Origin of the sequence: Pseudonocardia abyssalis (genome assembly GCF_019263705.2) — a bacterium.
Classification (GTDB): Bacteria; Actinomycetota; Actinomycetes; order Mycobacteriales; family Pseudonocardiaceae; genus Pseudonocardia; species Pseudonocardia abyssalis.
Window position 1 is genome coordinate 6,060,810 of the sequence record NZ_JADQDK010000001.1, and the last position, 24,802, is coordinate 6,085,611.

Annotated in this window: 24 protein-coding genes; 13 read left to right on the forward strand and 11 right to left on the reverse strand. The window is 71.5% G+C overall.

Annotated features, from left to right (window positions below):
• Positions 1–3 precede the first annotated feature (3 nt).
• The 9 genes from I4I81_RS29875 to I4I81_RS29915 are packed head-to-tail and all read right to left on the reverse strand — an operon-like array spanning position 4 to position 9,035.
• Entirely contained in the window at positions 4–2,079 is a 2,076-nt protein-coding gene (locus tag I4I81_RS29875) for an acetate--CoA ligase family protein (protein WP_218600711.1), read from the reverse strand.
• Entirely contained in the window at positions 2,076–2,903 is an 828-nt protein-coding gene (locus tag I4I81_RS29880) for an ABC transporter permease (protein WP_218600712.1), read from the reverse strand. Before I4I81_RS29880 ends, I4I81_RS29875 begins: the two co-directional genes overlap by 4 nt.
• Complete coding sequence (locus I4I81_RS29885) at positions 2,896–3,672, reverse strand: ABC transporter ATP-binding protein (RefSeq protein WP_218600713.1); 777 nt, start codon at positions 3,670–3,672, stop codon at positions 2,896–2,898. The genes I4I81_RS29880 and I4I81_RS29885 overlap by 8 nt, the downstream gene beginning before the upstream one ends.
• A gap of 11 nt (positions 3,673–3,683) precedes the next feature.
• On the reverse strand, positions 3,684–4,724 hold the full coding sequence (locus I4I81_RS29890) for an ABC transporter substrate-binding protein (protein WP_218600714.1): 1,041 nt from the start codon (positions 4,722–4,724) through the stop codon (positions 3,684–3,686).
• A complete protein-coding gene (locus I4I81_RS29895; protein WP_218600715.1) occupies positions 4,721–5,476 on the reverse strand; it encodes an enoyl-CoA hydratase/isomerase family protein in 756 nt (251 codons plus the stop codon). The genes I4I81_RS29890 and I4I81_RS29895 overlap by 4 nt, the downstream gene beginning before the upstream one ends.
• Positions 5,469–6,344: a succinate--CoA ligase subunit alpha gene (locus I4I81_RS29900; RefSeq protein ID WP_218600716.1), complete on the reverse strand. Its 876-nt coding sequence runs from the start codon at positions 6,342–6,344 to the stop codon at positions 5,469–5,471. Before I4I81_RS29900 ends, I4I81_RS29895 begins: the two co-directional genes overlap by 8 nt.
• Positions 6,341–7,423: an ATP-grasp domain-containing protein gene (locus tag I4I81_RS29905; RefSeq protein ID WP_218600717.1), complete on the reverse strand. Its 1,083-nt coding sequence runs from the start codon at positions 7,421–7,423 to the stop codon at positions 6,341–6,343. The genes I4I81_RS29900 and I4I81_RS29905 overlap by 4 nt, the downstream gene beginning before the upstream one ends.
• Positions 7,420–8,166: a hypothetical protein gene (locus I4I81_RS29910; protein WP_218600718.1), complete on the reverse strand. Its 747-nt coding sequence runs from the start codon at positions 8,164–8,166 to the stop codon at positions 7,420–7,422. The genes I4I81_RS29905 and I4I81_RS29910 overlap by 4 nt, the downstream gene beginning before the upstream one ends.
• Complete coding sequence (locus I4I81_RS29915; RefSeq protein ID WP_218600719.1) at positions 8,163–9,035, reverse strand: CoA-transferase; 873 nt, start codon at positions 9,033–9,035, stop codon at positions 8,163–8,165. Before I4I81_RS29915 ends, I4I81_RS29910 begins: the two co-directional genes overlap by 4 nt.
• A gap of 134 nt (positions 9,036–9,169) precedes the next feature.
• On the opposite strand from I4I81_RS29915, the gene I4I81_RS29920 reads away from it, so the two are divergent.
• Positions 9,170–9,820 (forward strand): TetR/AcrR family transcriptional regulator, encoded by a 651-nt coding sequence (locus tag I4I81_RS29920; protein ID WP_218600720.1) that lies wholly within the window; start codon positions 9,170–9,172, stop codon positions 9,818–9,820.
• Between the two features lie 41 nt (positions 9,821–9,861).
• Here I4I81_RS29920 and I4I81_RS29925 read toward each other — a convergent pair whose 3' ends face one another.
• Together I4I81_RS29925 and I4I81_RS29930 are read right to left on the reverse strand one after the other, a co-directional pair.
• Positions 9,862–10,272, reverse strand: a complete 411-nt coding sequence (locus I4I81_RS29925) for a Zn-ribbon domain-containing OB-fold protein (protein WP_218616481.1) — start codon at positions 10,270–10,272, stop codon at positions 9,862–9,864.
• An 11-nt stretch (positions 10,273–10,283) separates the two neighbouring features.
• A complete protein-coding gene (locus I4I81_RS29930) occupies positions 10,284–11,105 on the reverse strand; it encodes an enoyl-CoA hydratase/isomerase family protein (RefSeq protein WP_218616482.1) in 822 nt (273 codons plus the stop codon).
• 255 nt (positions 11,106–11,360) lie between these two features.
• On the opposite strand from I4I81_RS29930, the gene I4I81_RS29935 reads away from it, so the two are divergent.
• The 12 genes from I4I81_RS29935 to I4I81_RS29990 all read left to right on the forward strand — a co-directional run bounded on the left by I4I81_RS29935 (position 11,361) and on the right by I4I81_RS29990 (position 24,800).
• A complete protein-coding gene (locus I4I81_RS29935) occupies positions 11,361–12,509 on the forward strand; it encodes a thiolase C-terminal domain-containing protein (protein ID WP_218600984.1) in 1,149 nt (382 codons plus the stop codon).
• 413 nt (positions 12,510–12,922) lie between these two features.
• Positions 12,923–13,783: an alpha/beta fold hydrolase gene (locus I4I81_RS29940; RefSeq protein ID WP_226363637.1), complete on the forward strand. Its 861-nt coding sequence runs from the start codon at positions 12,923–12,925 to the stop codon at positions 13,781–13,783.
• 43 nt (positions 13,784–13,826) lie between these two features.
• Positions 13,827–14,654 (forward strand): citrate/2-methylcitrate synthase, encoded by an 828-nt coding sequence (locus I4I81_RS29945; protein WP_218600983.1) that lies wholly within the window; start codon positions 13,827–13,829, stop codon positions 14,652–14,654.
• Positions 14,655–14,756: 102 nt separating this feature from the next.
• Complete coding sequence (locus I4I81_RS29950) at positions 14,757–16,010, forward strand: bifunctional 3,4-dihydroxy-2-butanone-4-phosphate synthase/GTP cyclohydrolase II (protein WP_218600982.1); 1,254 nt, start codon at positions 14,757–14,759, stop codon at positions 16,008–16,010.
• 53 nt (positions 16,011–16,063) lie between these two features.
• A complete protein-coding gene (locus tag I4I81_RS29955) occupies positions 16,064–16,504 on the forward strand; it encodes a flavin reductase family protein (protein WP_225926431.1) in 441 nt (146 codons plus the stop codon).
• 344 nt (positions 16,505–16,848) lie between these two features.
• Positions 16,849–18,495, forward strand: a complete 1,647-nt coding sequence (locus tag I4I81_RS29960) for a long-chain fatty acid--CoA ligase (protein ID WP_218600980.1) — start codon at positions 16,849–16,851, stop codon at positions 18,493–18,495.
• Positions 18,492–18,932 carry an FmdB family zinc ribbon protein gene (locus tag I4I81_RS29965; protein WP_218600979.1) on the forward strand — a complete coding sequence of 147 codons (441 nt, stop codon included), beginning with the start codon at positions 18,492–18,494 and terminating at the stop codon, positions 18,930–18,932. Before I4I81_RS29960 ends, I4I81_RS29965 begins: the two co-directional genes overlap by 4 nt.
• A gap of 42 nt (positions 18,933–18,974) precedes the next feature.
• Positions 18,975–19,727: an SDR family NAD(P)-dependent oxidoreductase gene (locus I4I81_RS29970; RefSeq protein ID WP_218600978.1), complete on the forward strand. Its 753-nt coding sequence runs from the start codon at positions 18,975–18,977 to the stop codon at positions 19,725–19,727.
• A 77-nt stretch (positions 19,728–19,804) separates the two neighbouring features.
• Positions 19,805–21,202: an LLM class flavin-dependent oxidoreductase gene (locus tag I4I81_RS29975; protein ID WP_218600977.1), complete on the forward strand. Its 1,398-nt coding sequence runs from the start codon at positions 19,805–19,807 to the stop codon at positions 21,200–21,202.
• Positions 21,203–21,222: 20 nt separating this feature from the next.
• Positions 21,223–22,011 (forward strand): N-acyl homoserine lactonase family protein, encoded by a 789-nt coding sequence (locus tag I4I81_RS29980; RefSeq protein ID WP_218600976.1) that lies wholly within the window; start codon positions 21,223–21,225, stop codon positions 22,009–22,011.
• Positions 22,012–22,133: 122 nt separating this feature from the next.
• Positions 22,134–23,873 carry a sigma-54-dependent Fis family transcriptional regulator gene (locus tag I4I81_RS29985; protein WP_218600975.1) on the forward strand — a complete coding sequence of 580 codons (1,740 nt, stop codon included), beginning with the start codon at positions 22,134–22,136 and terminating at the stop codon, positions 23,871–23,873.
• 141 nt (positions 23,874–24,014) lie between these two features.
• The gene (locus tag I4I81_RS29990; protein WP_218600974.1) at positions 24,015–24,800 is read left to right on the forward strand and encodes a FadR/GntR family transcriptional regulator; all 786 of its coding nucleotides are present in this window, start codon (positions 24,015–24,017) and stop codon (positions 24,798–24,800) included.
• Positions 24,801–24,802: the final 2 nt, after the last annotated feature.

The window sequence follows — 24,802 nt, forward strand, 5'->3', positions numbered from 1 at the left end:
GGCTCAGTCCGAGCTGAGCTCGATCCGTGCGTCGACGGCCAGCGCGGTACCCCGCCGGAGGTCGACCATCACCGGGTTGACCTCGACGGCGGCGATCCGCGGGTCGGTCACGACGCCGCCCAGCGCGGCCAGCATGTCGGCCAGTGCGTCGGTGACGGCGGGCGTGCGGTCGGCGAGGAAGCGACCGACCCGGCTGGCCGCGATCGCGCGGCGTGGGTCGGCGCCGGCCGGAACCAACCCGATGTCGTCGAGGTACTCCACTGCCGAACCGCCGGAGCCGAAGAGCAGCACCGAGCCGGCGTCCAGGTCTCGCCGGGCACCCAGGAACACCTGCAGTTCCCCGGTGAGCTGTGCCTCGACGATGACCGTGGCCGACGCGGTCGCCGCGTGCAGCCTGCGCCACGCGGCCCGCACCTGGTCGTCGGCGACCAGGCCGAGCTCGACGAGGCCGGCGGCCGACTTGTGGGTGATCGAGTCGACGTCGGACTTGAGCACGACCGGTGGACCGATCGCCGCCGCCGCCGCCGCGGCGGCGTCCTCCCCTTCGGCCCGACGCGCCGGGCCGAAGGGGACGCCGAGACCCGCCAGCAGCTCCCGGACCTCGTGGTAGCCGGTGCCGAGCCGGGCCGGGAGCGTGACCGGTGCCGTCACCGCCGGTGCCACCGCCATGATGGGCGCGGATCCGGACCAGCGGGCGAGCGCCGCGATGGCTCGGTGCGAGCCGGGCAGCAGCGGTGGGGCGCCCGGTCCGGCGAGCCGGTGCCACCCGTCCAGGGTCGACAGCGGCCACGCGGTGACCACGAGCCGGTGCCGGTAGCGCGCGAACAGGTCGTCGAGCGCCTCCTGCTGGGCGGGAAGGACGTTCTGGTCGAGCACGTGCCAGGCGAGAAGCACCCGGTCGAAAGCCGGGTCGTCGAAGAACTGCTCCAGCATCGGGACCAGTAGGTCGGGCTTGCCGAGGATCTCCCCGGACGGATCGAAGGGGTTGGCGCCCCGGGTCAGGGTGAGATGCTTCCCGACCAGTCCGACGAAGGCGTCGGACGGGTCGGGCATGGCGATCCCGGCCGCGGTGGCCTGGTCGCTAATCAGCGCGCCCTCGCCGCCGGACAGCGCGACGACGCCCAGGCGTGCCGGTGCGGACGCCGTGCCCCATGCGACGCACAGCGCGGCAACCTCCCACAGCTGGTCGAGATCGTCCACGACCAGCACCCCGGCGTCACGCAGCGCCGCGCGCTGCGAGCGCCAGTGCCCGGCGACCGCTCCCGTGTGCGACGCCGCGGCAGCGGCCCCGCGATCGGAGGTGCCGACCCGGCACAGGACGACCTGCTGGCCGGCCGCGGCCGCCGCGTGGACCCGCGGCCGCCACGCCGCCGCGGGGCCGAGCTCCTCGACGATCAGTGCCAGCACCCTGACCCGGTCGTCGGTGGCCAGGTGCTCGACGACGTCCCAGGTCGTGAGGGTGGCCTGAAGCCCGGTGGCGACGGCGAGGCCCACGGCGAGCCCGTGATCCTGCGCGCGGTTGAACACGATGTTGCTCGACGCGCCGCTCTGCGAGACGACCGCCACCGGTCCAGGCACCACGCCGTCCGGGCCGATCATGTTTGTGGCCGCGCGCGGAACGTAGCGGTCGAACAGGTTGACGACACCCGTGGTGCTCGGTCCCAGCAGGGTGATCCGGTGCCGGTCCAGGAAGGCGTCGAGTGCCCGTCGTCGGGCCAGGCCGGCCGGTCCCGCCCCGCCCTCGCCGAAACCCGACGCGGCGACGATCACGTTGTCGATCCCGGCGGCGACGCAGTCCTCCAGCACCGGCAGCACCCGGTCGGCACCGACGAGCAGCACGGCGGAGTCGACCGGACCGGGCACCTCGGCCAGGCTCGGGTGGCAGGTGAGGCCGAGCACCTCGGCGCGCCGCGGGTTGACCGGGTGGATCCGGCCGGTGAACCCGTAGCGCAGCAGGTTGTGCACGCAGGACCCGGTGAAGCCACCGAGACCCTCCGACGCCCCGACGACCGCGACCGACGCCGGTGCGAGCAGGCGCGCGAGCGCAGGCCGGTGACCGACGCCGGCCGGCACGCTCACCGGCCCCCGCCGTGCTGCCAGGCGAGCGCGCTCCGGGTGGCCAGCGCGACCACCCGGTCGAGCCCCAGCCCGATCAGCAGCAGCGTCGCCACCGCGGCCAGGGTGCCTGCGGTGTTGAACTGGCCCGCGTTGAAGCTCACCAGGTAGCCGAGGCCGCGGTTGCCGGCCAGGATCTCCGCGGTGACCACGCCGACCAGAGCCTGCGGTACCGAGATCCGCATTCCCGCGACGATCCACACGAAGGCCGAGGGCAGCCGTACCTTGAACGCCACGTCCGCCCAGCCGCCGCCCATGATGCGCACCCCGTCGATCAGGGCAGGCTTGACCTCCCGGATGCCGTAGAAGGTGTTGTAGAACAGCAGCAGGAACACGATCAGCGCGCAGACGACCAGCGACAGCCCCGCACCGACGCCCACCCAGATGATCAGCAGCGGGATGATCGCCACCTTGGGCAGCGCGTACAGCGCGGTGATGAACGGCTCCGCCACCCCCGCCCAGAACCGCGAGACGCCGAGCAGGTAACCGAACACCACCGCGGACAGCCCGCCGATCAGGAAACCGGCCACCGCGACCCGGAACGTGGCGACCGCGTGGTGGAGGAGCGTGCCGTCCGCGATCCAGCGGACGACAGTGTCCCACACCGCGACCGGGGAGCTGATGAACAGTGGCGCGACCCAGCGTCCCGAGGCGTACTGCCACAGCAGCAGGAAGGCGACCAGGATCGCCGCCTGCAACAGGTGGCGGGCCACCCGGTCCCGGATCCCCGATGCTAGTACCGGCTTGGTCGCCACAGCACGGGCGCGACCGTTCATGGTGTCAGTCATCGTCCTCCTCCGCGGTGTCCAGGGCGCGGCGCACGGCCAGCTGGGCTGCGAGGTACTCCTCGCTGAGCCGCAGCCGACGGAGGTCGCGATTCGCTCCGAAGGGCATGGTCAGCTCGGCGACCACGCGGCCGGGTCGGTGTCCGAGCACCAGGACGCGGTCCGAGAGCAGCGCGGCCTCGGCGACGTCGTGGGTCACGAACAACACGGTCTGGTCCGCCTGCTCCACCGCCCGACGCACCTCGTCGTGCAGTCCTTCCCGCAGCCTCGCGTCGACGGCGGCGAAGGGCTCGTCCATCAGCAGCATCCGAGGCTCGTAGATCATGCTGCGGGCCAGCAGGGCTCGCCGCTTCATACCACCCGACAGCTGGGCCGGGTACCGGTCCGCGGCGTGCTCGAGGTCGAGCAGCCGTAGGTAGGTCTGGACCCGGTCGGCGATCTCGGGGCGCGGGACGCCGCGCATCCGCAGCGGCATCGCCACGTTCGCCCGGACCGTACGCCAGGGCAGCAGGGTGTCGTCCTGGGTCATGTAGCCGATCCGGGTGTTGATCCCCGAGATCGCCTTCCCGTCGAACCGCACCTGACCCGAGCTGGGGACGAGCAACCCCGCGACGATGTTGAGGAGGGTCGACTTCCCGCATCCGCTCGGACCGAACAGCGTGACGAACTCACGCTCGCGCACCTGGATCGAGGTGGGCGCGAGGACCTCGGTGTCGCCGAAGCGGACGCTCACGCCGTCGAGACCGACGAGTTCCGCACGTGTCGCGGTCACGGTGCCGCCGCTCACGAGCGGGCGATCGGCGCGACGTCGTCCTCGAAGCCGATCCCGTCGTAGGGCTTCCCTGTGGTCTGGGTCTGGAATTCCAGCGATGCGGTGAGCTGCTGGGGACTCAGGGCGCCGTCGAGGATCCAGGCCGGTGCGACCTGATCCCAGGACAGCCGGTAGACCTCGTCGGGAAGGTCGGGGAAGTACCTGTCCTTCACCGCGGCGCGGGTCTCCTCGCCCCGGTCGGTGATGGCGGTGCCCGCCGCCCGCAGCGCGGTGACGAACTGCTCCACCCGGGCGGGGTCGTTCTCGAGTGTCTCGGTGCGCACCAACGCCGTGGCGAACACGATGTCCTCGAGCTCCGGGACGTCACCGCGAGGCAGGTTGACCATGGGGACGGCGGTGCCGTCCGCGTAGTTGGTCTGCATCACCCCGGTCCCGTAGAAGGCGGCGTCGATCCCGTCGTTCTGGAGCCCGGCGACGATCGCGGTCGGCTCGGACGGGACGATGGTCGCGTCGGTGTCGGGGTTGAGGCCGTAGAGGGTGAACAGGGAGCGCAGCATCTGGTAGTTGGCCGACCCGGTCCGTGCGGTGGCGATCGTCAGCCCGCGCAGCGCCTGCACCCGCTGCTCGATCGGCGAGGTCTCGGTGATCCCGAGGCGCTGCGCCACGTCGGTGCGCATGCCGAGCTCGCTGGTGTTCCCGGCGATCGCGGCGACGACGACGAGGGGCGCTCCCTCCTGCAGGGCGTCCCATCCCGACGCCGCGCCGACCAGCGCGACATCGGCGGCACCGGCGCTCAGCGCGGCGATGGTGTTGGGGCTGTTCCCGGCGAAGTCGGTGTACTCGTAGGCGATGCCGGCTTGGGCGAAGGTGTCCAGGGCCATCGCCGCCAGGAGCGGTCCGGCGCTGAGGCTCGAGCTGGCACTCGCGATCCGCAACGGGCCGCCGGCCGCGCCGGGGGCGGCTCCGCCGCCGCATCCCGCGAGCAGCAACGCCATGGTGAGCAGGACCGCGGGCAGGCGGAGCCTGCGGCCGGGGGAGGGTGACCGGGTCATGATCGTCCTTTCGCCGGGGCGGTTCGGGTGCCGGGGGTCGCCGCGCCCTGCAGCGCCACCGCCTGTGTAAGCGCTTCGAGGGAGAGGTCGGAGTGCTGCGGGGCGGCGAACGCCCGCTTGGTGAGGGCGATCGTGTGCGCCCCGCGACCGACGAGATCAGCGGCGAGCTCGGTCACCCTGCTCACCAGCTCGTCGTCGGAGGTGACCGCATCGACGAGCCCGCAGCGCAGGGCCTCGTCGGCGTCCAGGTCGGCGCAGGTGAGGGCGAGCGCCAGCGCACGACGCCTGCCGATCGACTCCACGAGGTGGCGGGTGAGACCGGCGTCGGGGACGAGGCCCCTCGCCCCGAACAGCAGGGCGAACCGGGCCGACCCCGCCGCTACCACGATGTCGCAGGCCAGGGCCAGGGAGACCCCACCGCCGGCGGCGATCCCGTTGACCGCGGCGACCGTCGCAAGGCGGCTGCGGCGCATCCGTTCGACCAGCCGTTGGGTGCGCTCCACCCGGGCCACGGAGGTCAGGAGGTTCTCGACCTCGCCCGCGGCGGCCAGCTCGCGGGTGTCCGCCCCGGCACAGAACGCCCGACCGGTACCGGTCAGCACCAGGCAGGCCGCACCCGGATCGTCCTCAGCCCGCTCCAGCGCGGCGAGCAACTCGTCCTTGAGCGCGGTCGTGATGGCGTTGAGCACCTGTGGCCGGTTCAGCCGCACCCAGTGGGTGCCGCCGACGACCTCGACCTCGAGATCAGCCACGGGTCAGCTCCCGCAGCGCGTCGCGGGCCGCCCACAGGGTGGGGACCACCACCGCACCGGCCTCGGCGAGCGCTGACTCCTTGCCGGCCGCGGAGTCCGCGCCCGACGAACTCAGGGCGCCGAGGTGCCCCATCCGCCGGCCCGGCGGTGCCGTACGGCCGGCGATGAACGCCACCACCGGGGTCCGCATCCGCGTCACCTGCTCCGCCGCGGCGGCCTCCATGGTCCCGCCGATCTCGCCGAGCACCAGTACCGCATCGGTGTCCGGGTCGGCCTCGAACAGCTCCAGGTAGCGAGCCTGGCTCGTGCCGAGAACCGGGTCTCCGCCGATCGACACCGCCGTGGACTGGCCGATGCCCGCACCGGTCAGCGCCCGCAGCATCTCGATCGCCAGGCTGCCGCTCTTGGAGATCAGCCCGACCCGGCCGGGTGTGGTGCAGCCCGGGGGCAGCATGCCGAGCAGGGCGGACTCGGGAATGATCGCGCCGACACAGTTGGGCCCGACCAGGGTCGTTCCGGCTGCGCGCGCGTGTTCGACGATCTCGAGGGTCTCGTGGACCGGAACCCCCTCCGTCACGAGTACGACCGGGTCCAGGCCGGCCTCGATGGCCTCCAGCGCGGCGCCGGTCGCCGCTCGGTCGCGCGGGGGGACGTGCACGATCGAGGCGGTCGCGCCGGTGGCCGCGACGGCCTCCGCGACCGTGTCGAAGATCGCGACGTCGTCGACAGTCGTGCCGCCGCGGCCGGGCGTCACGCCGGCGACCGCGGGGGTACCGAACTCGGCGAGAGCCCGCAGCTGGCGCCGTCCGGCGGAGCCCGTGGCGCCCTGGACCAGAACGCGGGTGCTGCGGTCGGCGAGGATGCTCATGACGCTGCCTCCGTGTCCGGACGTGTTGCCGCGCCAGCCAGCTCGGCTGCACGGGAGATCGCCTGTTCCAGTTCGGGCCGCACGTCGACGCCGAGCCCGGCCAGCTCGCCCAGCAGGTCCCCGGTGTCCGAACGAGCCGCCCCGCTTCCGAAGTAGGCGACGGCGGGGACGTCGAGGCCGACCTCGACGATCACGTCACGGATCACGCTCAACACGCCGCCGAGCGGGGTCAGCGACACGGACAGCACGATCAGGACCGCCGCGACGTCGTCGTCGCGGCACCGGTGCAGGACCTGCCGGGCGACGTGGGTCAGCCGTTGCGTGGTGACCCCGCCGACGATGTCGGCGAAGTTGGCCGGTGGGGTGCCGAGATGGTGCAGCATGTCCGCCACCGCCATGCCCAGCCCGGCGCCTCCACTGAGCACGGCGACCGGGCCGGGGCGCGGGAAGTAGACCGTGCCGTCCTCGGCCTCGTGCTCGAAGGTACGCAGCTTCGCGTCGGCGAGCACGAACCGCGCCCCGTCCCAGATCAACGGGTTGATCTCCAGCAACTCTCCCTGGTGGCGTCGGAACAGGTCCCACAGCCGGACGAGCAGCGCCCCGGCGGCAGCCGCCTCGTCGGCCGGCAGGCCGACCCGGTGCGCCAGCTCGGCCCCGTCCTCCGCCCGGACCCCCCGGGCCATCGAGATGTCGGTCCGGGCCAAGAGGGCGGGGTCGCCCGACTCGATCTCGATCCCGCCCCGCGCGCCGAACACCGCGTAGGGCCGCCCGGCCGCGGTGTCCAACCCGATCGCGACGTAGCGCTCGGACCGGGTCGGGACGGCCAGCTCCACCAGCTGGTCGGCCTCGGGTGCCACCTGCCGGATCGCCTCGCCCGCAGCCAGCAGCCCGGCCTCGTCGTCGGCCCGGCGGACCAGCCCGCCCTTGCCGCGTCCGCCGTAGGGCACCTGCGCCTTGACGTACCACGGGCCGGTCTCCCCGACCAGCGGCACGGCCTTGCCGGTGCAGAGCCTGCCCACCGGCACGGGCAGCCCCGCCGCGGCCAGCACCGACTTCGCCTCGTGCTCCAGGTAGATCACGAGGCGGCCTCCCGCAGCAACCCACCGGGGTCGACGACCGAGCGCAGCACCGAGATCTCCTCGGGCGTCGGCTCGGGGGTGCAGGGCGGAGGTTGGTCGGGGAGCGGCCAGCCGGTGTCGCGTCGGACCGCGGCCCAGTCCCGGGTGCCGTGGGTGCTGCGTGCCAGCAGTTCGCCCCCGTCGGGGGCGAAGAGCACCGACGGCGTGACGAGCACGGCGGGCCCGAGGTTGGGCATGCCCAGCTCGGCACGGGTGCGCCTGCGGATGCGCAGGCCGGCGATCGAGACGAAGTCGACGTGCTCGACGAGCACTCGCGGGTCGTGGCGCTCCAGCCAGAGCAGGATGCGTCCCGCGGTGTGGCCGAAGGAGGTGTTGGCGACTCCCGGCCCCCGCAGCCGTCCCTGAGGGCGGTCCACCCAGTGCAGGTTGACGTTGCCGAACCGGTCGATCTGCAGGCCGCTGTGGAAGATCGCGTCGATGCCCCGCTCCGTGGTCTGGTAGACGTCGACGAAGTCGCCGGTGGCCTCGGGGCGGCAGTCGAGTCCGGCGGCGAGCGCCACCAGCCGCCGGGGGTTGGTGTAGATGCCTCCGGCCAGCACGGTGAGGTCCGGGGCGTGCGTGGCCTGGGCCAGCAGGCAGGCCGCCGCCGGCACCAGCGAGCGGACGCCCGTCCCTACGGTCCACCCGTCACGCAGCTCGCGGGCCAGCAGGACGGCCATCCGTTCCCTGGATCCCAGGTTCACGCGAGTGCCTCCGTCTCGAGTGTGCGCAGGTGCGGGTGGCCGATCAGCTCGGCGTACTCCGCTGGCCGCTCCGCCCGGCAGTAGCGCTGCAGGTACTCCTGAGCCGCCCCGGTCCGCACGGCCCGCACGTACTCCGCGAGATGGCGCACGTCCGCGCTGTAGCACCCTCCGCTCGCCGTGGGGTGCGCTGCAAACGGGGCCGCGACGATGCCGTCGACGAGGTGACCCGGTACGCCGATGCCGACCCGGCGGACGACCGAGGTCGGCACGATCGCGTCGACCTGGGCGTAGACCCGGGTGCTCGCGCGAGCCAGCAGCAGATCGGCGTAGCGGCTGCCGAGATAGGCGAGGTTGCCCGCGCTGTCGCCGAGCGGGGCGTGCAGGAACGCGACATCGGGGTGGCAGGCCGCCACCACGCGGTGCCCGTCGCGCGTGTCGAGCAGCGGGTTGTCGTCGAGCACGTCGTTGGCGCCGAGCTTGTGCAGGACCTGGTAGGGGGAGTCCTCGGCCGCAGCGATCAGGCTGCCTATCAGCACCGCCTCGTCTAGGTCCTCGAACACCACGCCGGCGTCGGCGGCCGCGCGCACGCCGGGGGCCAGACCCGCCTCGCCAAGGGAGACGTGCGGGATTCTCAGCCGCTCCACGAGCCCGGCGACCAGCAGCACATCCGCGTCCCAGGACGCCGCCGGGCTGGAGGTGAGCACCCGTGTCCGCAACCCGGCCCGCACGGCCGCCCGGACGAGGGTGGCCGGCCGGTTCTCCAGGGCCAGGCCACCGAGCGCCAGCACGTCGACCGGCGGCAGCGACGCGATCACCTGTGCCGGGTCGGTCACCTTCGTGCCCGGTCCACGGGCCGTCACAGCAGTCATCGTCGCCTCCTGCAGTCGTGCTGACCGTAGGTGCCCGATCGGCGAATCGTCAACCATCCGGTCGAAGTATAGAAGGATCGTCGGTAATCGACCGACTGGTAGCATCGACCCGGCGATCACGGGACGGAGCGGCGATGACAGGTGTGCGCGGGGCGGTCGGCTCGGCGGAGCAGCCCACGGGGGGGCGGGTTGCGCGGCGGCGCGACCGCAAGGTCCAGGACATCCTCGCCGCGGCGGCGGTGGTGCTCGCCGAGCGCGGGTACCACGGCCTGAGCCTGGACGAGATCGCCGAGCGGCTGGACCTCACCAAGGCGTCGCTCTACCACTACTTCCCGAGCAAGGAGGAGCTCGTCAGCTCCTGCCTCGAGCAGCTCGGCAGCTCGCTCAACGGCGAGCTGCGGGACCTGGTGGTCGCACACCCGGGCACCGCGACCGAGCAGCTCACCCTGCTGATCACGCGACAGCTCGAGCTGATCGTGCGCACCCGCCCGGAGATGGCCCGGCTGTTCCTCCAGCCGCTGGACTGGCCCGAAACCTACCGGCGGCGGACCCGCCGGCTGCGTGAGGGACACGACGCGATCTTCCGGGCGGTCGTGCGCCGCGGCATCGCCGACGGGGAGTTCGACGTGGACGAGGACGTGGCGATGCACAACCTCTACGGGGCGATGAACTACGTGCCGGTGTGGTTCCGCGGCCGCCGCAAGCGGGACTTCGACGCGGCGTCCGCCGCGGTCGCGGCGAACCTGCTGCGGCTGTTCCGTCCCGGAGCCGGTCCCGGCGGCTGAAGGGCCCGGCGGCCGGGCGTGGCCGCCCACCCCGATGTCCGTCACGAGCCGACCACGCCGGTGAAGCGGAGCTCCGTCCACCCCTCGTGATCGACGAAGTGGGGAACGACCCGGGCGTCTAGGGGCACCCCGTCGGCCATCCTGGCGATCATGCGGCCGCCTCCGTCGAGGTCGACGGTGGCGACGGAGTAGGGCACCTCGGCGGCGAAGGCCGGGTCCAGGGTCCGGTGCACCGTGATCGAGGAGTAGACGGTGCCGGTGCCGGGCGCATCCTCCCACCGCGATTCCGGGTGCGCGCAGTACGGGCACGCCGGCGTGGGCGGGAACCGGCGCCGGTCGCACGCTGCGCAGGCCTGCAGCGCCAGGCGGTGCGCGCGCAGGTTCGCCCAATGCGGCTCGCTGTCGACGTCGGTGTTCGGCGGGGGCGGCCCGGGGCGCTCGGGGGTCGGCACGGCGGTCCTCCTCAGCGCCCGGTGAAGGATGGCCGGCGCTTCTCGGCGAAGGCGACCAGGCCCTCCTCGGCGTCGTGGCTGGTCAGGCAGTAGCGGCTGGTGACCTCACGCTCCAGGCGTATTCCGGCGGCCACGCCGGTGCCGTCCCATAGGGCGGCGTTGAGCACCCGCTTGGCGTTGCCCACCGCCAGCGGCGACTTCTTCGCCACCTCCGCGGCGAATGCGGTTCCCGCTGCGACGAGTTCCTCGTCGGGCACCACCTTCGACACCAGCCCCCAGTCCAGGGCCTCCTGGGGCCAGAGCAGCCGACCGGACAGGATGAGCTCGCGCGCCCTGGCCGGGCCGACCGCGCGCGGCAGCAACGTGAGCACCCCGCCCCCACCCATCTGGCCGAACGTGAGGTGCGCGTCGCCGATCCTGGCCGAGGTGGAGGCGATGGCGAGATCGCAGGACAGCAGCAGCTCGATCCCGCCGGCCACGGCGACGCCGTTGACCAGGGCGACGAACGGTTTCGGGTACTGGCCTATCCGGGCGAACACCTCAGTGGCGTCGCTCAGGAACTGGGGAAACGCGGCCGGGTCACGCTGCAGTTCCCGGTACTTCTTCATGTCCCCACCCGCGGAGAACGCCCGCCCGGCGCCGGTCACCGCAACGACCCGGACACGGTCGTCGCCGGCCAGCTCGTCGAACACCCGGCCCAGCTCCAGCGCCGTCGGCCAGTCCAGCGGGTTCATCTCGGCTGGCCGGTTGAGGGTGACCAGGCCCATCTCGTCGTCCCCGTCGCCGAGCCGTACCCGGTCGACGAGGATCCCGGCCTGCTGCTGTGTGGTCATGTACGGCCTCCGCGGTCTGCGCTGCTGTCGGTGGCGGCGACCGCTCGCGATGGCGGGGACCGCTCGCGATGGCGGGGACCGCTCACCGGTCGCGGCCCGCCGCGGCCGGCGTCGGACCAGGCCCGACGGTTCCGCCGTCCTGACTCAATGGACGGAATCTTAACACTTAGCCGTTAACCAACGCCAACGAAAAAGTTCGAATCGCCGGTTGACGAACCGGGTCCGCCGCCCTAGCGTCCTCGACCGGGAGGCGACATGAGAGACGTGGCGGTGTCGGGCGTCGGGTACTCGGCGTTCAGCAAGGCCTCCGGGCGGACGGTGCTGGACCTGGCGACCGAGGCGGCGCGCGCCGCCACGCTCGACGCGGGCCTGCGGCCCGTCGACGTCGACGGGGTGGTCAGCTTCAGCGTTCTCAACGACTCGGTGTCGAGCGAGGCGGTGGCCACCACGCTCGCCGTACCCGGGCTGCGCTTCGTGATGGACTTCCAGCAGGGCGGACAGTCGCCGTGCTTCATGGTGCAGCAGGCCGCGATGGCGGTGGCCCAGGGCTACGCGGAGAACGTGGTGGTCTTCCGCGCGCTCAACGGCCGGTCCGGGGTTCGCGTCGGCAGCACCGCCTTCGGCAGTGGCGCGGCGCAGTACCGGTACCCGATCGGCTACTCCGCGTACCTTATGTACATCGCGATGTGGGCCCGGCGCTACCTGCACGAGACCGGCGGCGACGAGCGCGACCTGGCGGCCGTCGCGCTGGCGCAGCGGGTCTACGCGCAGGCAAACGACCGTGCCATCCAGCGCCGCCCGCTGGACCTGCCCGGTTACCTGGACTCGCCGATGATCGCCGAGCCGTTCCGGGCCGCCGACTGCACCAGCGAGGTCGACGGTGCCTGCGCGGTGCTGGTGACCAGCCTGGACCGGGCTCGCGACCTGCCGCACCCGCCGGCGGTGGTGGCATCGGCCGCCTACCGGGCCGACGCCCGGCCGGGCCTGGACATTGGCGACCAGCTGCTGCACGACGACTACACCCGCAACTTCACCCACGGGCTGCGCGACGAGCTGTACGGCCGGGCCGGCATCAGCGCCACCGACGTCGACTTCGCCGAGATCTACGACTGCTTCACCAGCGTGGTGCTGATGGGGCTGGAGGGCCTGGGCTTCTGCGATAGGGGAGAGGCCGGCGCGTTCGTCCGGTCCGGGGCGACCGCACGCGACGGAACGCTTCCGGTCAACACCCACGGCGGCCTGCTCGCCGAGGGCTACCTGCACGGCATGAACACGGTCGCCGAGGCGGTGCTGCAGATCCAGGGTCGTGGTGGTGACCGGCAGGTGCCGCGCCACGAGGTCGGCGTCGTCACCTCCGGCGCGCTGACCGACGGCTCGGCCCTGGTGCTGACGGCTGATCGTTGACCCGGAGGACCCGGCGACCGGTCTGACCATCCGGTTCACCGCTCTGCTCGGCATCCGGTGCATCGCCAGCCATCCGTCGCCGAACCGGGCCGCCCGCCGCATCGAGGAGTCGCTGTGGCCGCCGACCCAGTGGGTGGTGTGCGGCGGCGGGCAGGAGCGCGGGCCCGTGCGCAGACCACCGCGTGGCTCACCCGTATCCGGCGGCTCCCCGGCCAGGCGCTGATCCCCTGTCAGCATGGCGGGACTCCAGCACGTGATCGTAGAACGACATCTCGGGCGAACTTCGAACTGACGGTTGAGAGAATGGGGTGGCGTCCTACCTCGCCCGAGCTCGACCGGACGTCTATGGTCCGGGGCATGGTCGATACCAACCTCTTCGGTCCCGCCCCGACGGCGACGATCAGCTCCCGCTCGTGAACGGCGTCCGCCCGGGTGAACGGGCCGTGTTCGACGGGGCCGCCGGCAAGATCGTCGGGGACCGCTGGGACGGGGTCGGCGAGCGTCGCGGAGCCGTGCTGTTGCTGCACGGCGGTGGGCAGACCCGGCACTCCTGGTTCCGCACGGCCGCCGCGTTGGCCGACAACGGCTGGACCGCGCTCGCGCTGGACGCCCGCGGCCACGGCGACAGCGACTGGGCACCCGACGGCGACTACGGCATCGACGGGCTGGTGGCCGACCTGGCGTCCGTGGTGGGCGCACTGGAGGAGCGCCCGCTGCTGATCGGAGCGTCGATGGGCGGGATGACCTCGCTCGTCGCGCAGGGCGAGCGGGGGGACGTGGCCCGCGCGCTCGTGCTCGTCGACATCGTGCCGCGGGCGGAACCCGCGGGCGTCGCCCGGATCATGGCCTTCATGAGCGCGAATCCCGACGGGTTCGGTTCGCTGGACGAGGTCGCGGAGGCCGTACGGGCCTACAACCCGCACCGGAAGCGCGCGCCGACTCCCGAGGGTCTGCGCAAGAACGTGCGGCAGCGGGAGAACGGCCGGTGGTACTGGCACTGGGACCCGGCGTTCCTGCAGATCGACTCCGAGCCGCGCCGGTCCACCAGCCACGAACGGGCCGCCGCCGCGGCGCGGCGGGTCACGGTGCCGACCCTGCTGGTGCGCGGGGAACAGTCCGACATCGTGAGCGACGAGGGTGTCGCGGAGTTCCTCGAGCTCATCCCCGGTACGCGGCACGTGGACGTGTCCGCCACCGGGCACATGGTCGCGGGCGACGACAACGACGCCTTCACCTCCACGGTGCTGGGGTTCCTGGCCGACAGCGACATCTGAACCGGCGGCCCGCGGGCCGGCTGTGGGAGTGAGGCGTCCAGCGATGACGAGCGGCGACGGTCTGCGGTTCCGTACCGCGATCACCGAGATGGACGACGAGGAGATCTACGTCCGGGGCTACCCGCTCTCGGACCTGATCCGCGGCCGCGGCTACGCCGAGTGCACCTGGCTGACCCTGCGCGGCGAGCTGCCCACCGCCGCGCAGGCCGCGGTGTTCGAGGCCGCGCTGTGCGGGCTGATGTCGTACCCGGCCGCGCGCGGACCGAACATCCTCGCCGGGCGCATCGCGATCTCGGTGCACCCCGACCCCTCCGTCGGGATCCTCGCGGCGCTGTCCTGCGCGGGGCGCCGGACGATCTCGCCGGAGCACACGGGGGAGATGCTGTCCGCCGCACTGGAGCGTCTCGGGGACGACCGGACCGACGCCGGTCTGTCGGCCGTCGCCGCCGCCGTGGCACAGGAGCGCCGCGACGCAGGGGAGCCGCTTCCGGGGGCCGGGCACCCGGAGTTCACCGACCGGGACCCCAGGGCCGTGGCGGTGCTGGCGGTCGCCCGCCGGCACGGTGTCGAGGGCACGGTCAGCCGGCTGCACGAAGCGATCCTCGCCGCGTACAACGCGTTGCGGCCCGGCCGGCGGCCGCTCCCGCTCAACATCGACGGCGCCATGGCCAGGGTGCTCACCGAGCTCGGGTTCGGGCCGCCGCAGATGTACGTGGCCAGCCTGATCTCGTTCCTGCCCGGGATCGCGGCGCACATGCTCGAGGAGATCGAGAGCGGGGACCGGTTCCGGATGCTGGCGCCCGACCGCGAGGACTACGTCGGGCCGGCGCGGCGCCCGCTCCCGCCGCGGGCGCCCCCCGAACCGGGCTGAGGGGAACGTCCGGAGCCTGCAACGCGCCACCGCAGCGCACCAGGACGAGGTGTCGCGATGTCGTACACGTCGGCGTCGCCTACGCCTTCTACCGTGACCTGCATGGACAAGGACCACCAGGTCGGTGCCGCGCTGGCGGAGCTGCGACGCGGACGGATGGTCCTCGTCGTCGACGACGAGGACCGCGAGAACGAGGGCGATCTCATCGCCGCCGCTGAGCTGGCGACCCCGGAGATGCTCGCATTCGTCATTCGCCACACCAGCGGCCTCGTCTGCGTCGGCATGGACGCCGCGCTCGTCGACAGGCTCGAGTTGCCTCCGATGGTCGCGGAGAACGACGACCCGAGAGCGACGGCCTTCACCGTCTCGGTCGACCTCAAGAACGTCACCAGCACCGGGGTGTCGGCCACCGACCGTGCGGCGACGATCCGGGCACTCGCCGATCCAGGGACGGGGCCGGGGGACCTGTCCAGGCCCGGACACATCTTCCCCTTGCGGGCCCGCGAGGGCGGCGTGCTGCGGCGGGCCGGGCACACCGAGAGCGCCGTGGACCTCTGCCGGCTCGCGGGGCTCGCACCCGCCGGTCTGCTCGCCGAGGTCACCAACGCCGACGGCGCCATGGCGCGACGTCCCGAGCTGGCCCGGTTCGCCCAGCGGCACGGGCTGGTCTCGATCACCGTCGCGGACCTGGTGCGGTACCGCCTGCGTACGGACACCCTTGTGGTGCGCCAGGCCTCCGGCCGGGTGCCCAGCCCGTACGGCGAGTTCACGGTCACGACATACCGTTCGGAGCTCGATGACAGCGAGCACGTCGCACTCGTGATGGGTGACGTGAGCCAGGCCGAGGAGCCGGCCTCCGACGACAACGTACTGGTGCGCGTCCACTCCGAGTGCCTCACCGGGGACGTGTTCGGGTCGCGCCGCTGTGACTGCGGCGAGCAGCTCCAGGCGGCGATGGAGCGCATCGGGATGGTCGGCCGCGGTGCTGTCGTCTATCTGCGCGGCCACGAGGGCCGGGGGATCGGGCTCAGCCACAAGCTCCGCGCCTACACCCTGCAGGACGGGGGCATGGACACCGTCGAGGCGAACCTCGCCCAGGGGCTGCCCGTCGACAGCCGGGAGTACGGGATCGGCGCACAGATCCTGCGTGACCTCGGCGTGCGACAGGTGTGCGTGATGACCAACAACCCGGCGAAGTACCACGGGCTCGCCGGGCACGGGGTGAGGATCGCCGCCCGCGAACCGCTGATCATCGCCCCGAATGCGGACAACATCGCCTACCTGACGACCAAGCGGGTCCGCATGAACCACGAGATGGGGTTCGTGGCCGACCCGGATGCGACGGCGCTGCGGTGAGTGCGGAGGACCCTCCGCCTGCGCCAGCGGGGCTGCACCTGTTCAAGGACGCCATGGCGTCCTTCCCGAGCGGGGTCACGATCGTCACGACGGCTGACCCGTCGGGCCGCTGGTGGGGCTTCACAGCGACGTCGTTCTGCTCGGTCTCGATGGAGCCGCCGCTCGTGTTGGTGTGCCTGGCGAATGGCGCCGAGTGCGCCCCGGTCTTCCAACGCGCCACGAGATGGATCGTCCACGTGATCCATCCCGAGCACGCGCAGCTCGCGATGCGCTTCGCCACCCGCGGCGCGGACAAGTTCGCCGACGCCGGCTTCGTCGCCGACGACAACGGACTCCCGGTGCTCGACGTCGCATCGGTGATCCTCGAGTGTGCGATGCACGATCGTTATCCCGGCGGAGATCACACGATCCTGGTCGGCCAGGTCCAGAACGTGCGGACGGGTCCGGAGACGCCTGCAGTGTACTTCCGGCGCGCGTTCCACCTCCTGCCGTGACGTGGAACGTCGGTAGGTTCCACGGCGTGCGGCCCGGCCGCCGTGGCTCTGCGGCCGCCTCCTGATTCGCCGACGTCCACCCCCGGGCTCTGCGGGGACCTCCAGGGCGTCGCGTACCTCCCTGACGGACGGCCGCTCGTCGGGGATGTCTCCCGCCTGCTCCTCGGGGGAGTGGTGCAGAACGGGTCACTCCGATGCCCACCACAGGTCGACCCGGCGCCGATCGAACCCGGGGTCGTCGGGTCTCCGCATCGAGCCCGCAGGCGTGTCACGAAGTGACACACGCCACTTCCTCCCCCGATGGCTAGCGTCGACCAGCGGATGGACCGAGCTCGGAGGTGGGCATGGACGGCCTGATCATGGATCGGCCGCTGCTGATGAAGCAGCTGCTCTGGCGTGCGGAACGGGTGTTCGGCGACAAGCGCATCATCTCCCGGACCGGTGCCGGCGAGGACCTCAGCTACACCTACGCCGAGTACGCGGTACGGGCGCGCAAGCTCGCCCAGGCGTTGACCGCGCTGGGCGTGCAGCCCGGCGACCGGGTCGGGACGCTGGCGTGGAACACCCACCGCCACTACGAGGCCTACGTCGGTGTGCCGTGCATGGGCGCCGTGCTGCACACCGTGAACCTGCGGCTGTTCGACGAGCAGATCGCCTACATCATCAACCACGGTGACGACCGGGTGCTGCTGATCGACCCCGACCAGATCCCGCTGGTCGAGCGGCTCGCCCCGGACCTGCCCGGTGTGCAGGCCTACGTCGTGCTCGCCGGCGAGGTGCCCGAGACCACGCTGAGTCCGGTCCACTCCTACGAGGAGCTGCTCGCCGCCCAGGACGGGAAGCTGGAGTTCCCCGACTTCCCCGAGACCACCGCGTCCGCGATGTGCTATACGTCGGGCACGACCGGGGACCCCAAGGGCGTCCTCTACAGCCACCGGAGCGTGGTGCTGCACACCCTGGCCCTGTGCCTGCACGGCTCGATCGGGGTGCGCGAGGAGGCGATCTTCCTCGCGATCAGTCCGATGTTCCACGCCAACAGCTGGGGCATACCCTTCGCCGCCGCACTCCAGGGCGCGACGCTGGTGCTGCCCGGTCCGCACCCCGAGCCGAAGCACTACCTCGAGCTGATCGACCGGCACGAGGTCACCCATGCCGTCGGCGCGGTGACCATCGGCGTGATGATGCGCGACCTGCTCGAGCGCGACGACCCGCACTACGACGTCTCCTCGCTCGAGGTCCTCTGGCTGGGCGGTCAGGCCCCGCCGCGCGGTCTGATGAAGTGGTTCGCCGACACGCACGGCATCGTGGTGCCGCAGGGATGGGGGATGACCGAGGCCTCGCCGCTCGTCACGTTCACGGCGTTGAAGAGCAAGTACGAGCACGTCACCGAGGACGAGGTCTACGACGTCCGCGGCAAGCAGGGGCTGCCCTTGCCGCTGTGCGAGGTCAGGCTCGTCGACGAGGGCGACAACGACCTGCCATGGGACGGCAAGGCCGTCGGCGAGTACCACCTGCGATCGCCGTGGATGGCCAGCGCCTACTACGACGACCCGCGCAGCCCGGCCAGCTACGACGCGCAGGGCTGGTTCAAGACCGGGGACGTCGGCGTCATCGACCCCGACGGCTACGTGCAGCTGACCGACCGCTCGAAGGACCTGATCAAGAGCGGCGGGGAATGGATCTCCTCGGTGGAGCTGGAGAACTCCCTGATGGCGCACCCGGCGGTGGCCGAGGCCTCGGTCGTGGCGGTGCCCCACGACAAGTGGCTGGAACGCCCGCTGGCCTGTGTCGTCACGCGCTCGCCCGTCACTCCCGAGGAGCTCACGGCGCACCTGCTGGAGCACTTCGCCCGCTGGTGGATCCCCGAGGAATTCCTGTTCGTCGACGCCATCCCGAAGACCGGGGTGGGCAAGTTCGACAAGAAGGTCCTGCGGGCCAGGTTCGGCGAGGCCGACGCCCGCGAGCGATACCGCGCGGAGGTGTCACGATGATCATCGCCGACTACCGGTGCGAGGCCTGCGACGGCGTCAGCGAGCACTTCGTGTCCAATCCGGCGCCGCCGACGATGCGGTGCCCGGCCTGCCGGGCACCCGCCAGGCGCCGGTTCTCCGCGGTCGGGCTCTCCGGCCGGGCGACACCGCCGACCGAGCGCACGCCGGCCGCGTCCGACCGCGCGCTGTGCCTGGACAACCGCGACGTGCCCGGGCTCTGCCACATGACGCCCGACGCCGCACGCACGTGGGTCGCCAGGGCCAGGGGGGACAACCGCAGCCTCGACCGGGAGCTCGAACGCCAGGAGTGCTCCCTGAAGGAGACCGCGGGACCCGTGGCGGACCCGGTGTCCCACGACCACGGACACGCCAACGGGACAGGGCACGCACACGCCCACGCGGCACCCGCCGCGTCGGGTGCCGCCGGCACCGCGTGAGCGCGGCCCGCCGAGCGGACCGACAACCGAAGGAGAAGCGACATGGGTGACAGGCTTGCCGGCAAGGTGGCGCTGATCAGCGGCGCGGCACGGGGCCAGGGTGCCGCGCACGCGGCGCTGCTCGCCTCCGAGGGCGCGCGACTCGTGATCGGCGACATCCTCGCCGACGAGCTCGCCGCCGTGGCGGAGACGCTCACCGCGAAGGGTCACGACGTCGTCGCGCACGTGTTCGACGTCCGCGACGAGGACGGCTGGGACGCCGCGGTAGCACTGGCCGAGGAGCGCTTCGGCCGCCTCGACATCCTGGTCAACAACGCCGGGGTCCTCGACATGGCCGGCGTCGAGGCGACCACCCGCGAGAGCTGGGACCGGATCATCGCGACCAACCAGACCGGTGTCTGGCTGGGGATGAAGGCCGCGGCCGAGGCGATGCGCCGGGCGGGCGGCGGTTCCATCGTCAACACCTCCTCGATCTACGGCCTCATCGGCAGCGGCGGCGCCACCGCGTACCAGGCCACCAAGGGTGCTGTCCGGCTGCTCACCAAGACCGCGGCCATCGAGTTCGCCGGTGCGGGCATCCGCGTCAACTCGGTGCACCCCGGGATCGTCGACACCCCGATGGTGTCCGACGACGTACCGGCCGAGGTCATCCCGATCATCGTCGGCGCCACGCCGCTACAGCGGCAGGCGCGACCCGAGGAGATCTCCTACGGAGTGCTCTTCCTGGCCTCGGACGAGGCGTCCTACGTCACCGGTTCGGAGCTCGTGATCGACGGCGGCTACTCGACCCAGTGACCCGACCGGGCGTCCAGGCGCACGGTCCACCAGTGCACGACCAATGATCGGCTTCGGCCGGAGAACGGAGAACAGCGGTGGCGATCGAAATCGGGGTGTTCCACAACGGAGCCTCGGACCTTCCTGTCAAGCACGTCCAGTACAACGGGGACACGGTGGCCGTCAACGACGGTGACCTGCCCGCAACACACGCCTCGGCCCAGCGCACCATCATCAACCAGGTGCGCCAGGGCATCCTCGCCGACCAGCTCGGCTTCGACTACTGGTTCCAGACCGAGCATCACTTCCAGCCCGAGGGTGCCGAGCTCAGCCCTAGCCCGCTGCTCGCCGAGACGGCTATCGCGTCGCGGACGAAGAACATCCGGCTCGGCCAGGCCGCCAACATCGTCACCTGGTGGCATCCGATCCGGATCGCCGAGCAGGCCGCGATGCTCGATGTGATCAGCGGTGGCCGGTTGGAGTTCGGGATCGGCCGCGGCTACCAGCCTCGGGAGAACGAGGTGTTCGGCTGGGCCTACGGCTCCACGATCCAGGACCAGGAGCGCAACCGGGCCTACTTCGAGGAGGCCTACGACATCATCATCAAGGCCTGGACCCAGGACTCGATGTCGCACCACGGCGAGTTCATGTCGATCCCGCCGTCCTACACCAAGTGGGGTCACAAGCAGACCCATGCCTACTTCAGCCAGGAGGGCATGGGCCGCACGCTCGAGCAGGTCCTCAAGCTCGGCGCCCCGGACATGTACTCCGCCGGCAACCCGGTGCAGGCCACCACCACCAAGCTGCTGGAGATCCCGGTCTACCCGCAGCCGCTGCAGAAGCCCTACCCGCAGATGTGGGAACCCCTCACCAGCCCCCGGTCCATCCGGTTCGCCGCCGAACGGGGCATCAACGGCTACTTCATCGTCGAGCCCAACTCCCGGCTCAAGCAGAACATCGACCTCTACCACGACGAGGCCGAGAAGGCCGGTTGGCCCGACCGCCAGGACCGCGGCGAGTTCAAGCGCGGCTGGGATGCCGAGCGCCGTCGCGGCGTGGTGACCTGCCGCTACATCCACTGCGTGGACAAGGGGCTCGGTGACATGGACCGGGCTGCCCGCGCGCTGGAGCTGCAGTGGGACTACTACGGCCCGTTCGGTTTCGCCGCCGTGCTGGCCGAGGCCGACGAGCCGTTCTACGACCTGAACATGAAGGTGACCGCGGAGCTGCTGCGGGACAAGAAGGTCGCCATCCACGGGTCCAAGCAGTACGTGATCGACTCGATCATGGAGGTCAAGGAGCAGTGCGGCTACGACGACTTCATGTTCCACACCTGGTTCGAGTCGGCCGGCTTCCAGGGCGAGGAGATCGAGGCGCAGATGCAGTACTTCGCCGAGGAGATCATGCCCGTGCTGCACCGCGAGTGCGGCCGTATCGAGCGCGAGCCGAGCAGCGTCGATCTCGACGTGCAGCCCCGCGTCCCCGTCACCGCCTGACCCCGGCAAGGAGACGAACCATGGCAACACCCGGAACGGCCAAGCGGATGTGGGCGCTCGACTCGCCCACCTTCACCGTCGACAAGTCCCTGCTCCTGCTGGGTGCGGCAGGCGAGTGCACCATCCCGATGCCGGCCTACCTGATCGAGCACCCGAAGGGTCTGGTGCTGTTCGACACCGGACTCGTCCCGGCCGCGGCCACCGACCCCGAGGGGGTCTACGGACCGCTCGCCGAGCATCTCGGCCTGCGATTCTCCCCGGAACAGACGGTGGACGCGCAGCTCGATGCGCTCGGGTACAAGCTGTCGGACATCAAGTACGTGATCGCCTCCCACACGCACTTCGACCACACCGGCGGCCTCTACCTCTTCCCGGACGCCCGGTTCTACGTGGGCGAGGGCGACATGAGGTTCGGGTTCTGGCCCGACCCGGCCGGGGCGGGGTTCTTCCGGCAGGCCGATCTCGAGCCGCTCCGCGGGCGCAACGTGCTCGAGGTGCCCGGTGTCGACCACGACGTGTTCGGCGACGGGAGCGTCGTCATCCTGTTCACCCCGGGGCACACCCCGGGTGAGCTGAGCCTGCTGGTCCGGCTGCCGGGTCGCAACTTCATCCTCACCGGCGACACGGTGCACCTGCGGGACGCACTGACCACGATCGCCCCCATGCCCCACGACGCGGACACCGTCCAGGCGCTGAGATCGATCCGGAGGCTCAACCTGCTCCGCGACTCCGCCGATGCCACCATCTGGATCAGCCACGACCCGGAGGACTGGGCCGAGTTCAAACACGCACCGAACTGCTTCGAATGATCGTCTGCCGGGATCCGTGTCCCAGAAGGGGACACGGATCCCGGCCGCAATCGGTATAATCTTTCCGCGTAGCACCGGTTACGGACGCCCACTGGACGCCCGATGGACGCGGGGAGTGATCGATGACGATCCTTCAGCACGCGGTGGCCCACGAGCGTGAGGCATTCCTCGACGGCTGCACCCCTTGCGCGATGCGTCCGGAGATCGCCGTGTCCTGGCGTCGCTGTTCCTACCTCGACGTGCCGGTGGACACCATGACGCCACGCTACGCCCCGGACTTCGATCACGAGGCACCCCTGGTGCGTGCCGCCCGTCCCGTGCTCGACCATGTCAACGAGCGGCTCGGGGACCTCGGCATCTCCTTCCTGCTCACCGACGCCTCCGCCCGCATTCTCAACCGCACCTCGTCGAACGCACACCTGCTCGACCGCCTCGACGCCGTGTCGGCGGCCGAGGGCTTCGTCTTCGCGGAGGGCGATGTCGGCACCAACGGGGTCGGCACCGCGCTCGAACTCGGCCGGACGGTCCGGGTCGACGGTCACGAGCACTACGCGGGGGACCTGCACGAGTTCACCTGTGTCGGGGTCCCGATCCGAAGCGCGGACCGCCGGCTGCATGGCCTGCTCGACGTCACCTGCGCCGCCGACCACGACAACTCGCTCGTGGAGTACATCGCCGAGCAGACCGCGCAGCAGATCGAACAACGGCTGTGGGCGCAGCAGTCGGGAGCGGAACGGGCACTGCTCGACCGGTTCGTGGCGGCCTCACGACGCGTTCGTCACGACTTCTTCGTGATCAGCGAGCGGTTGCTGATCAGCTCACCCCGTGCGGCCCAGCTTCTCGACGGTACCGAGCAGGCACTGGTCTGGGACCAGGTCAACCGGCTGCTGCGGTCGCCCGACGTCTCCGAGGCCGAGCTGGAGCTGCCGGACGGCCGGATGGTCGTGGTGCACGGCGAGCCCATGTGCGACGGCGGCGACGAGATCGGTGCGATCGTCGAGATCCGGGAGGCGCCACGCACCGAGTCGGGGTCCACCGGCGGCGGCCGGACGCGGACGTCGGGTCTCCCCGGCCTCGTCGGCGCCGACCCGGCGTGGCTCCGAGCGTGTCACGGAATCGCCGCACGCGCGCGCGGCCGGGTCATCGTCGTGTCCGGCGAACCGGGTGTCGGGAAGACGGCGGTGGCCGAGGCGGTTCATCGCCACCTGGGTGGCGTCGGTTCGCTGGTCGTCAAGGACGCCGAGTCGATGACGGTGGACGGCCCGTCGGCCTGGATGGCGAGTCTGCGGTCTGATCTCGTCGGCGTGCCGGGCACCGTCGTGGTGAGGCACGTCGACGGGCTCTCGCCCGCGGCGTTGCGCGCGTTGACATCGCTGTTGCACGGGGTGCGCGTGAAGGGATGGTGTTGCCTGGCGACCGCCGGCACGCAGCCTCTCTCGATGACGGCCGGCCACGATGATCAGCGGTGCGCTGCGGTCGTGCTGCCGCCGCTGCGCAACCGGACGAATGACATCCCGGCACTCGCCCGATCGTTCGCCGCGCCGACGCGGCTGGCGCCCGAAGTAGTCTCGCTGCTCCTCCGGACCCCGTGGCCGGGCAACACGCGCGCCCTGCGCCATGCGATCGACCAGGCGCTGACCGTCGCGCGGGGGAGCGAGGTGCACGTCGGTGACCTTCCAGACGATCTGCGTGCCCGGGCGTACCGCCGCCGCATGAGCCGGTTCGAGCAGGCCGAACTCAGCGCGATCATGGACGCGTTGAGCGAGGCGGCCGGGAACAAGAAGGCCGCGGCGTCGCTGCTGGGGATCTCCCGCTCGACGCTCTACCGGAAGCTGGATGCGGCGGGACTCGATCTCACCTAGGTCTCGCGGATCACAGCGGGATCGCCAGGTCCGTCGCGCAACCGAGCAGCCGACTCTTTAAGCTGACGGCGGGTACAGGATGGACGGCGTGTTCCTCCTCGTTGCGGTCCTGTCCCGCTTACGGCAGGGACGGAGTTGAGTGTGGACGGCTTGGATCCATCGGCCACCCGCGGTGTTGCGAGCGAGGCCCCGATGTACGGTCGTCGACAGCCGAGGCTGCCCAAGGCGTCGGACGTGCTGGCAGATCGGTTGCGCGGGCAGATCCTCGGCAATGAGATGCGGCCGGGCGAGCCCCTGCGGTCCGAGGCCACCCTCATCGCCGAAACAGGGTTCAGCCGGGGGACCGTGCGCGAGGCGTTGCGGCTCCTCGAATCCGACGGACTGATCGAGATCCGGCGTGGCCCACACGGCGGCATCCGGGTCGCAGAGCCCGACCTGAGTCAGGTCACCCGCTCGCTCGCCCTGCTGTTGACGCTGTCCGGAACGACGATGCGGGCGTTCTCCGAGTTCCGCCAGCTCGTCGAACCCGCGGCGGCGGCCGCCGCAGCGCGCACGGCGACCGAGGAGCAGCGCGGGTGGCTGCTCGCGCTCGCGAACGCGGGATCGCCGCGCAACGGTTCGTGGGAGCCGTCGATCGAGTTCCACGAGGCACTCGGGGTGTGCAGCAACAACGAGATCGTCCGTCTGGTCATCGCGGCGTTCGGACAGGAGCTGACCTGGCACGTTCCCGGAGAGCAGCTCTCCCTGCGGGACATGGAGGAAACGCGCCGCGCTCACCGGAGCATCGCGCAGGCAGTGGCGGCAGGCGACGCCGACCGCGCATCGAAGGCGATGGTCCGTCATCTGCAACAGTTCGAGCGCGTGCTGGCCGCGAACGGCCGGCTGGACCAGCCCGTCCTACCCCCGGAGCGGTGGCTGTCGACCTGAGC

Excerpts from the sequence above, each read along its gene's own strand:
- I4I81_RS29880 (WP_218600712.1), bottom strand. The coding sequence starts at position 2,903 with ATGACTGACACCATGAACGGTCGCGCCCGTGCTGTGGCGACCAAGCCG.
- I4I81_RS29890 (WP_218600714.1), bottom strand. The coding sequence starts at position 4,724 with ATGACCCGGTCACCCTCCCCCGGCCGCAGGCTCCGCCTGCCCGCGGTC.
- I4I81_RS29900 (WP_218600716.1), bottom strand. The coding sequence starts at position 6,344 with ATGAGCATCCTCGCCGACCGCAGCACCCGCGTTCTGGTCCAGGGCGCC.
- I4I81_RS29915 (WP_218600719.1), bottom strand. The coding sequence starts at position 9,035 with ATGACTGCTGTGACGGCCCGTGGACCGGGCACGAAGGTGACCGACCCG.
- I4I81_RS29920 (WP_218600720.1), top strand. The coding sequence starts at position 9,170 with ATGACAGGTGTGCGCGGGGCGGTCGGCTCGGCGGAGCAGCCCACGGGG.
- I4I81_RS29930 (WP_218616482.1), bottom strand. The coding sequence starts at position 11,105 with ATGACCACACAGCAGCAGGCCGGGATCCTCGTCGACCGGGTACGGCTC.
- I4I81_RS29935 (WP_218600984.1), top strand. The coding sequence starts at position 11,361 with ATGAGAGACGTGGCGGTGTCGGGCGTCGGGTACTCGGCGTTCAGCAAG.
- I4I81_RS29945 (WP_218600983.1), top strand. The coding sequence starts at position 13,827 with ATGACGAGCGGCGACGGTCTGCGGTTCCGTACCGCGATCACCGAGATG.
- I4I81_RS29950 (WP_218600982.1), top strand. The coding sequence starts at position 14,757 with ATGGACAAGGACCACCAGGTCGGTGCCGCGCTGGCGGAGCTGCGACGC.
- I4I81_RS29955 (WP_225926431.1), top strand. The coding sequence starts at position 16,064 with ATGGCGTCCTTCCCGAGCGGGGTCACGATCGTCACGACGGCTGACCCG.
- I4I81_RS29960 (WP_218600980.1), top strand. The coding sequence starts at position 16,849 with ATGGACGGCCTGATCATGGATCGGCCGCTGCTGATGAAGCAGCTGCTC.
- I4I81_RS29965 (WP_218600979.1), top strand. The coding sequence starts at position 18,492 with ATGATCATCGCCGACTACCGGTGCGAGGCCTGCGACGGCGTCAGCGAG.
- I4I81_RS29970 (WP_218600978.1), top strand. The coding sequence starts at position 18,975 with ATGGGTGACAGGCTTGCCGGCAAGGTGGCGCTGATCAGCGGCGCGGCA.
- I4I81_RS29980 (WP_218600976.1), top strand. The coding sequence starts at position 21,223 with ATGGCAACACCCGGAACGGCCAAGCGGATGTGGGCGCTCGACTCGCCC.
- I4I81_RS29985 (WP_218600975.1), top strand. The coding sequence starts at position 22,134 with ATGACGATCCTTCAGCACGCGGTGGCCCACGAGCGTGAGGCATTCCTC.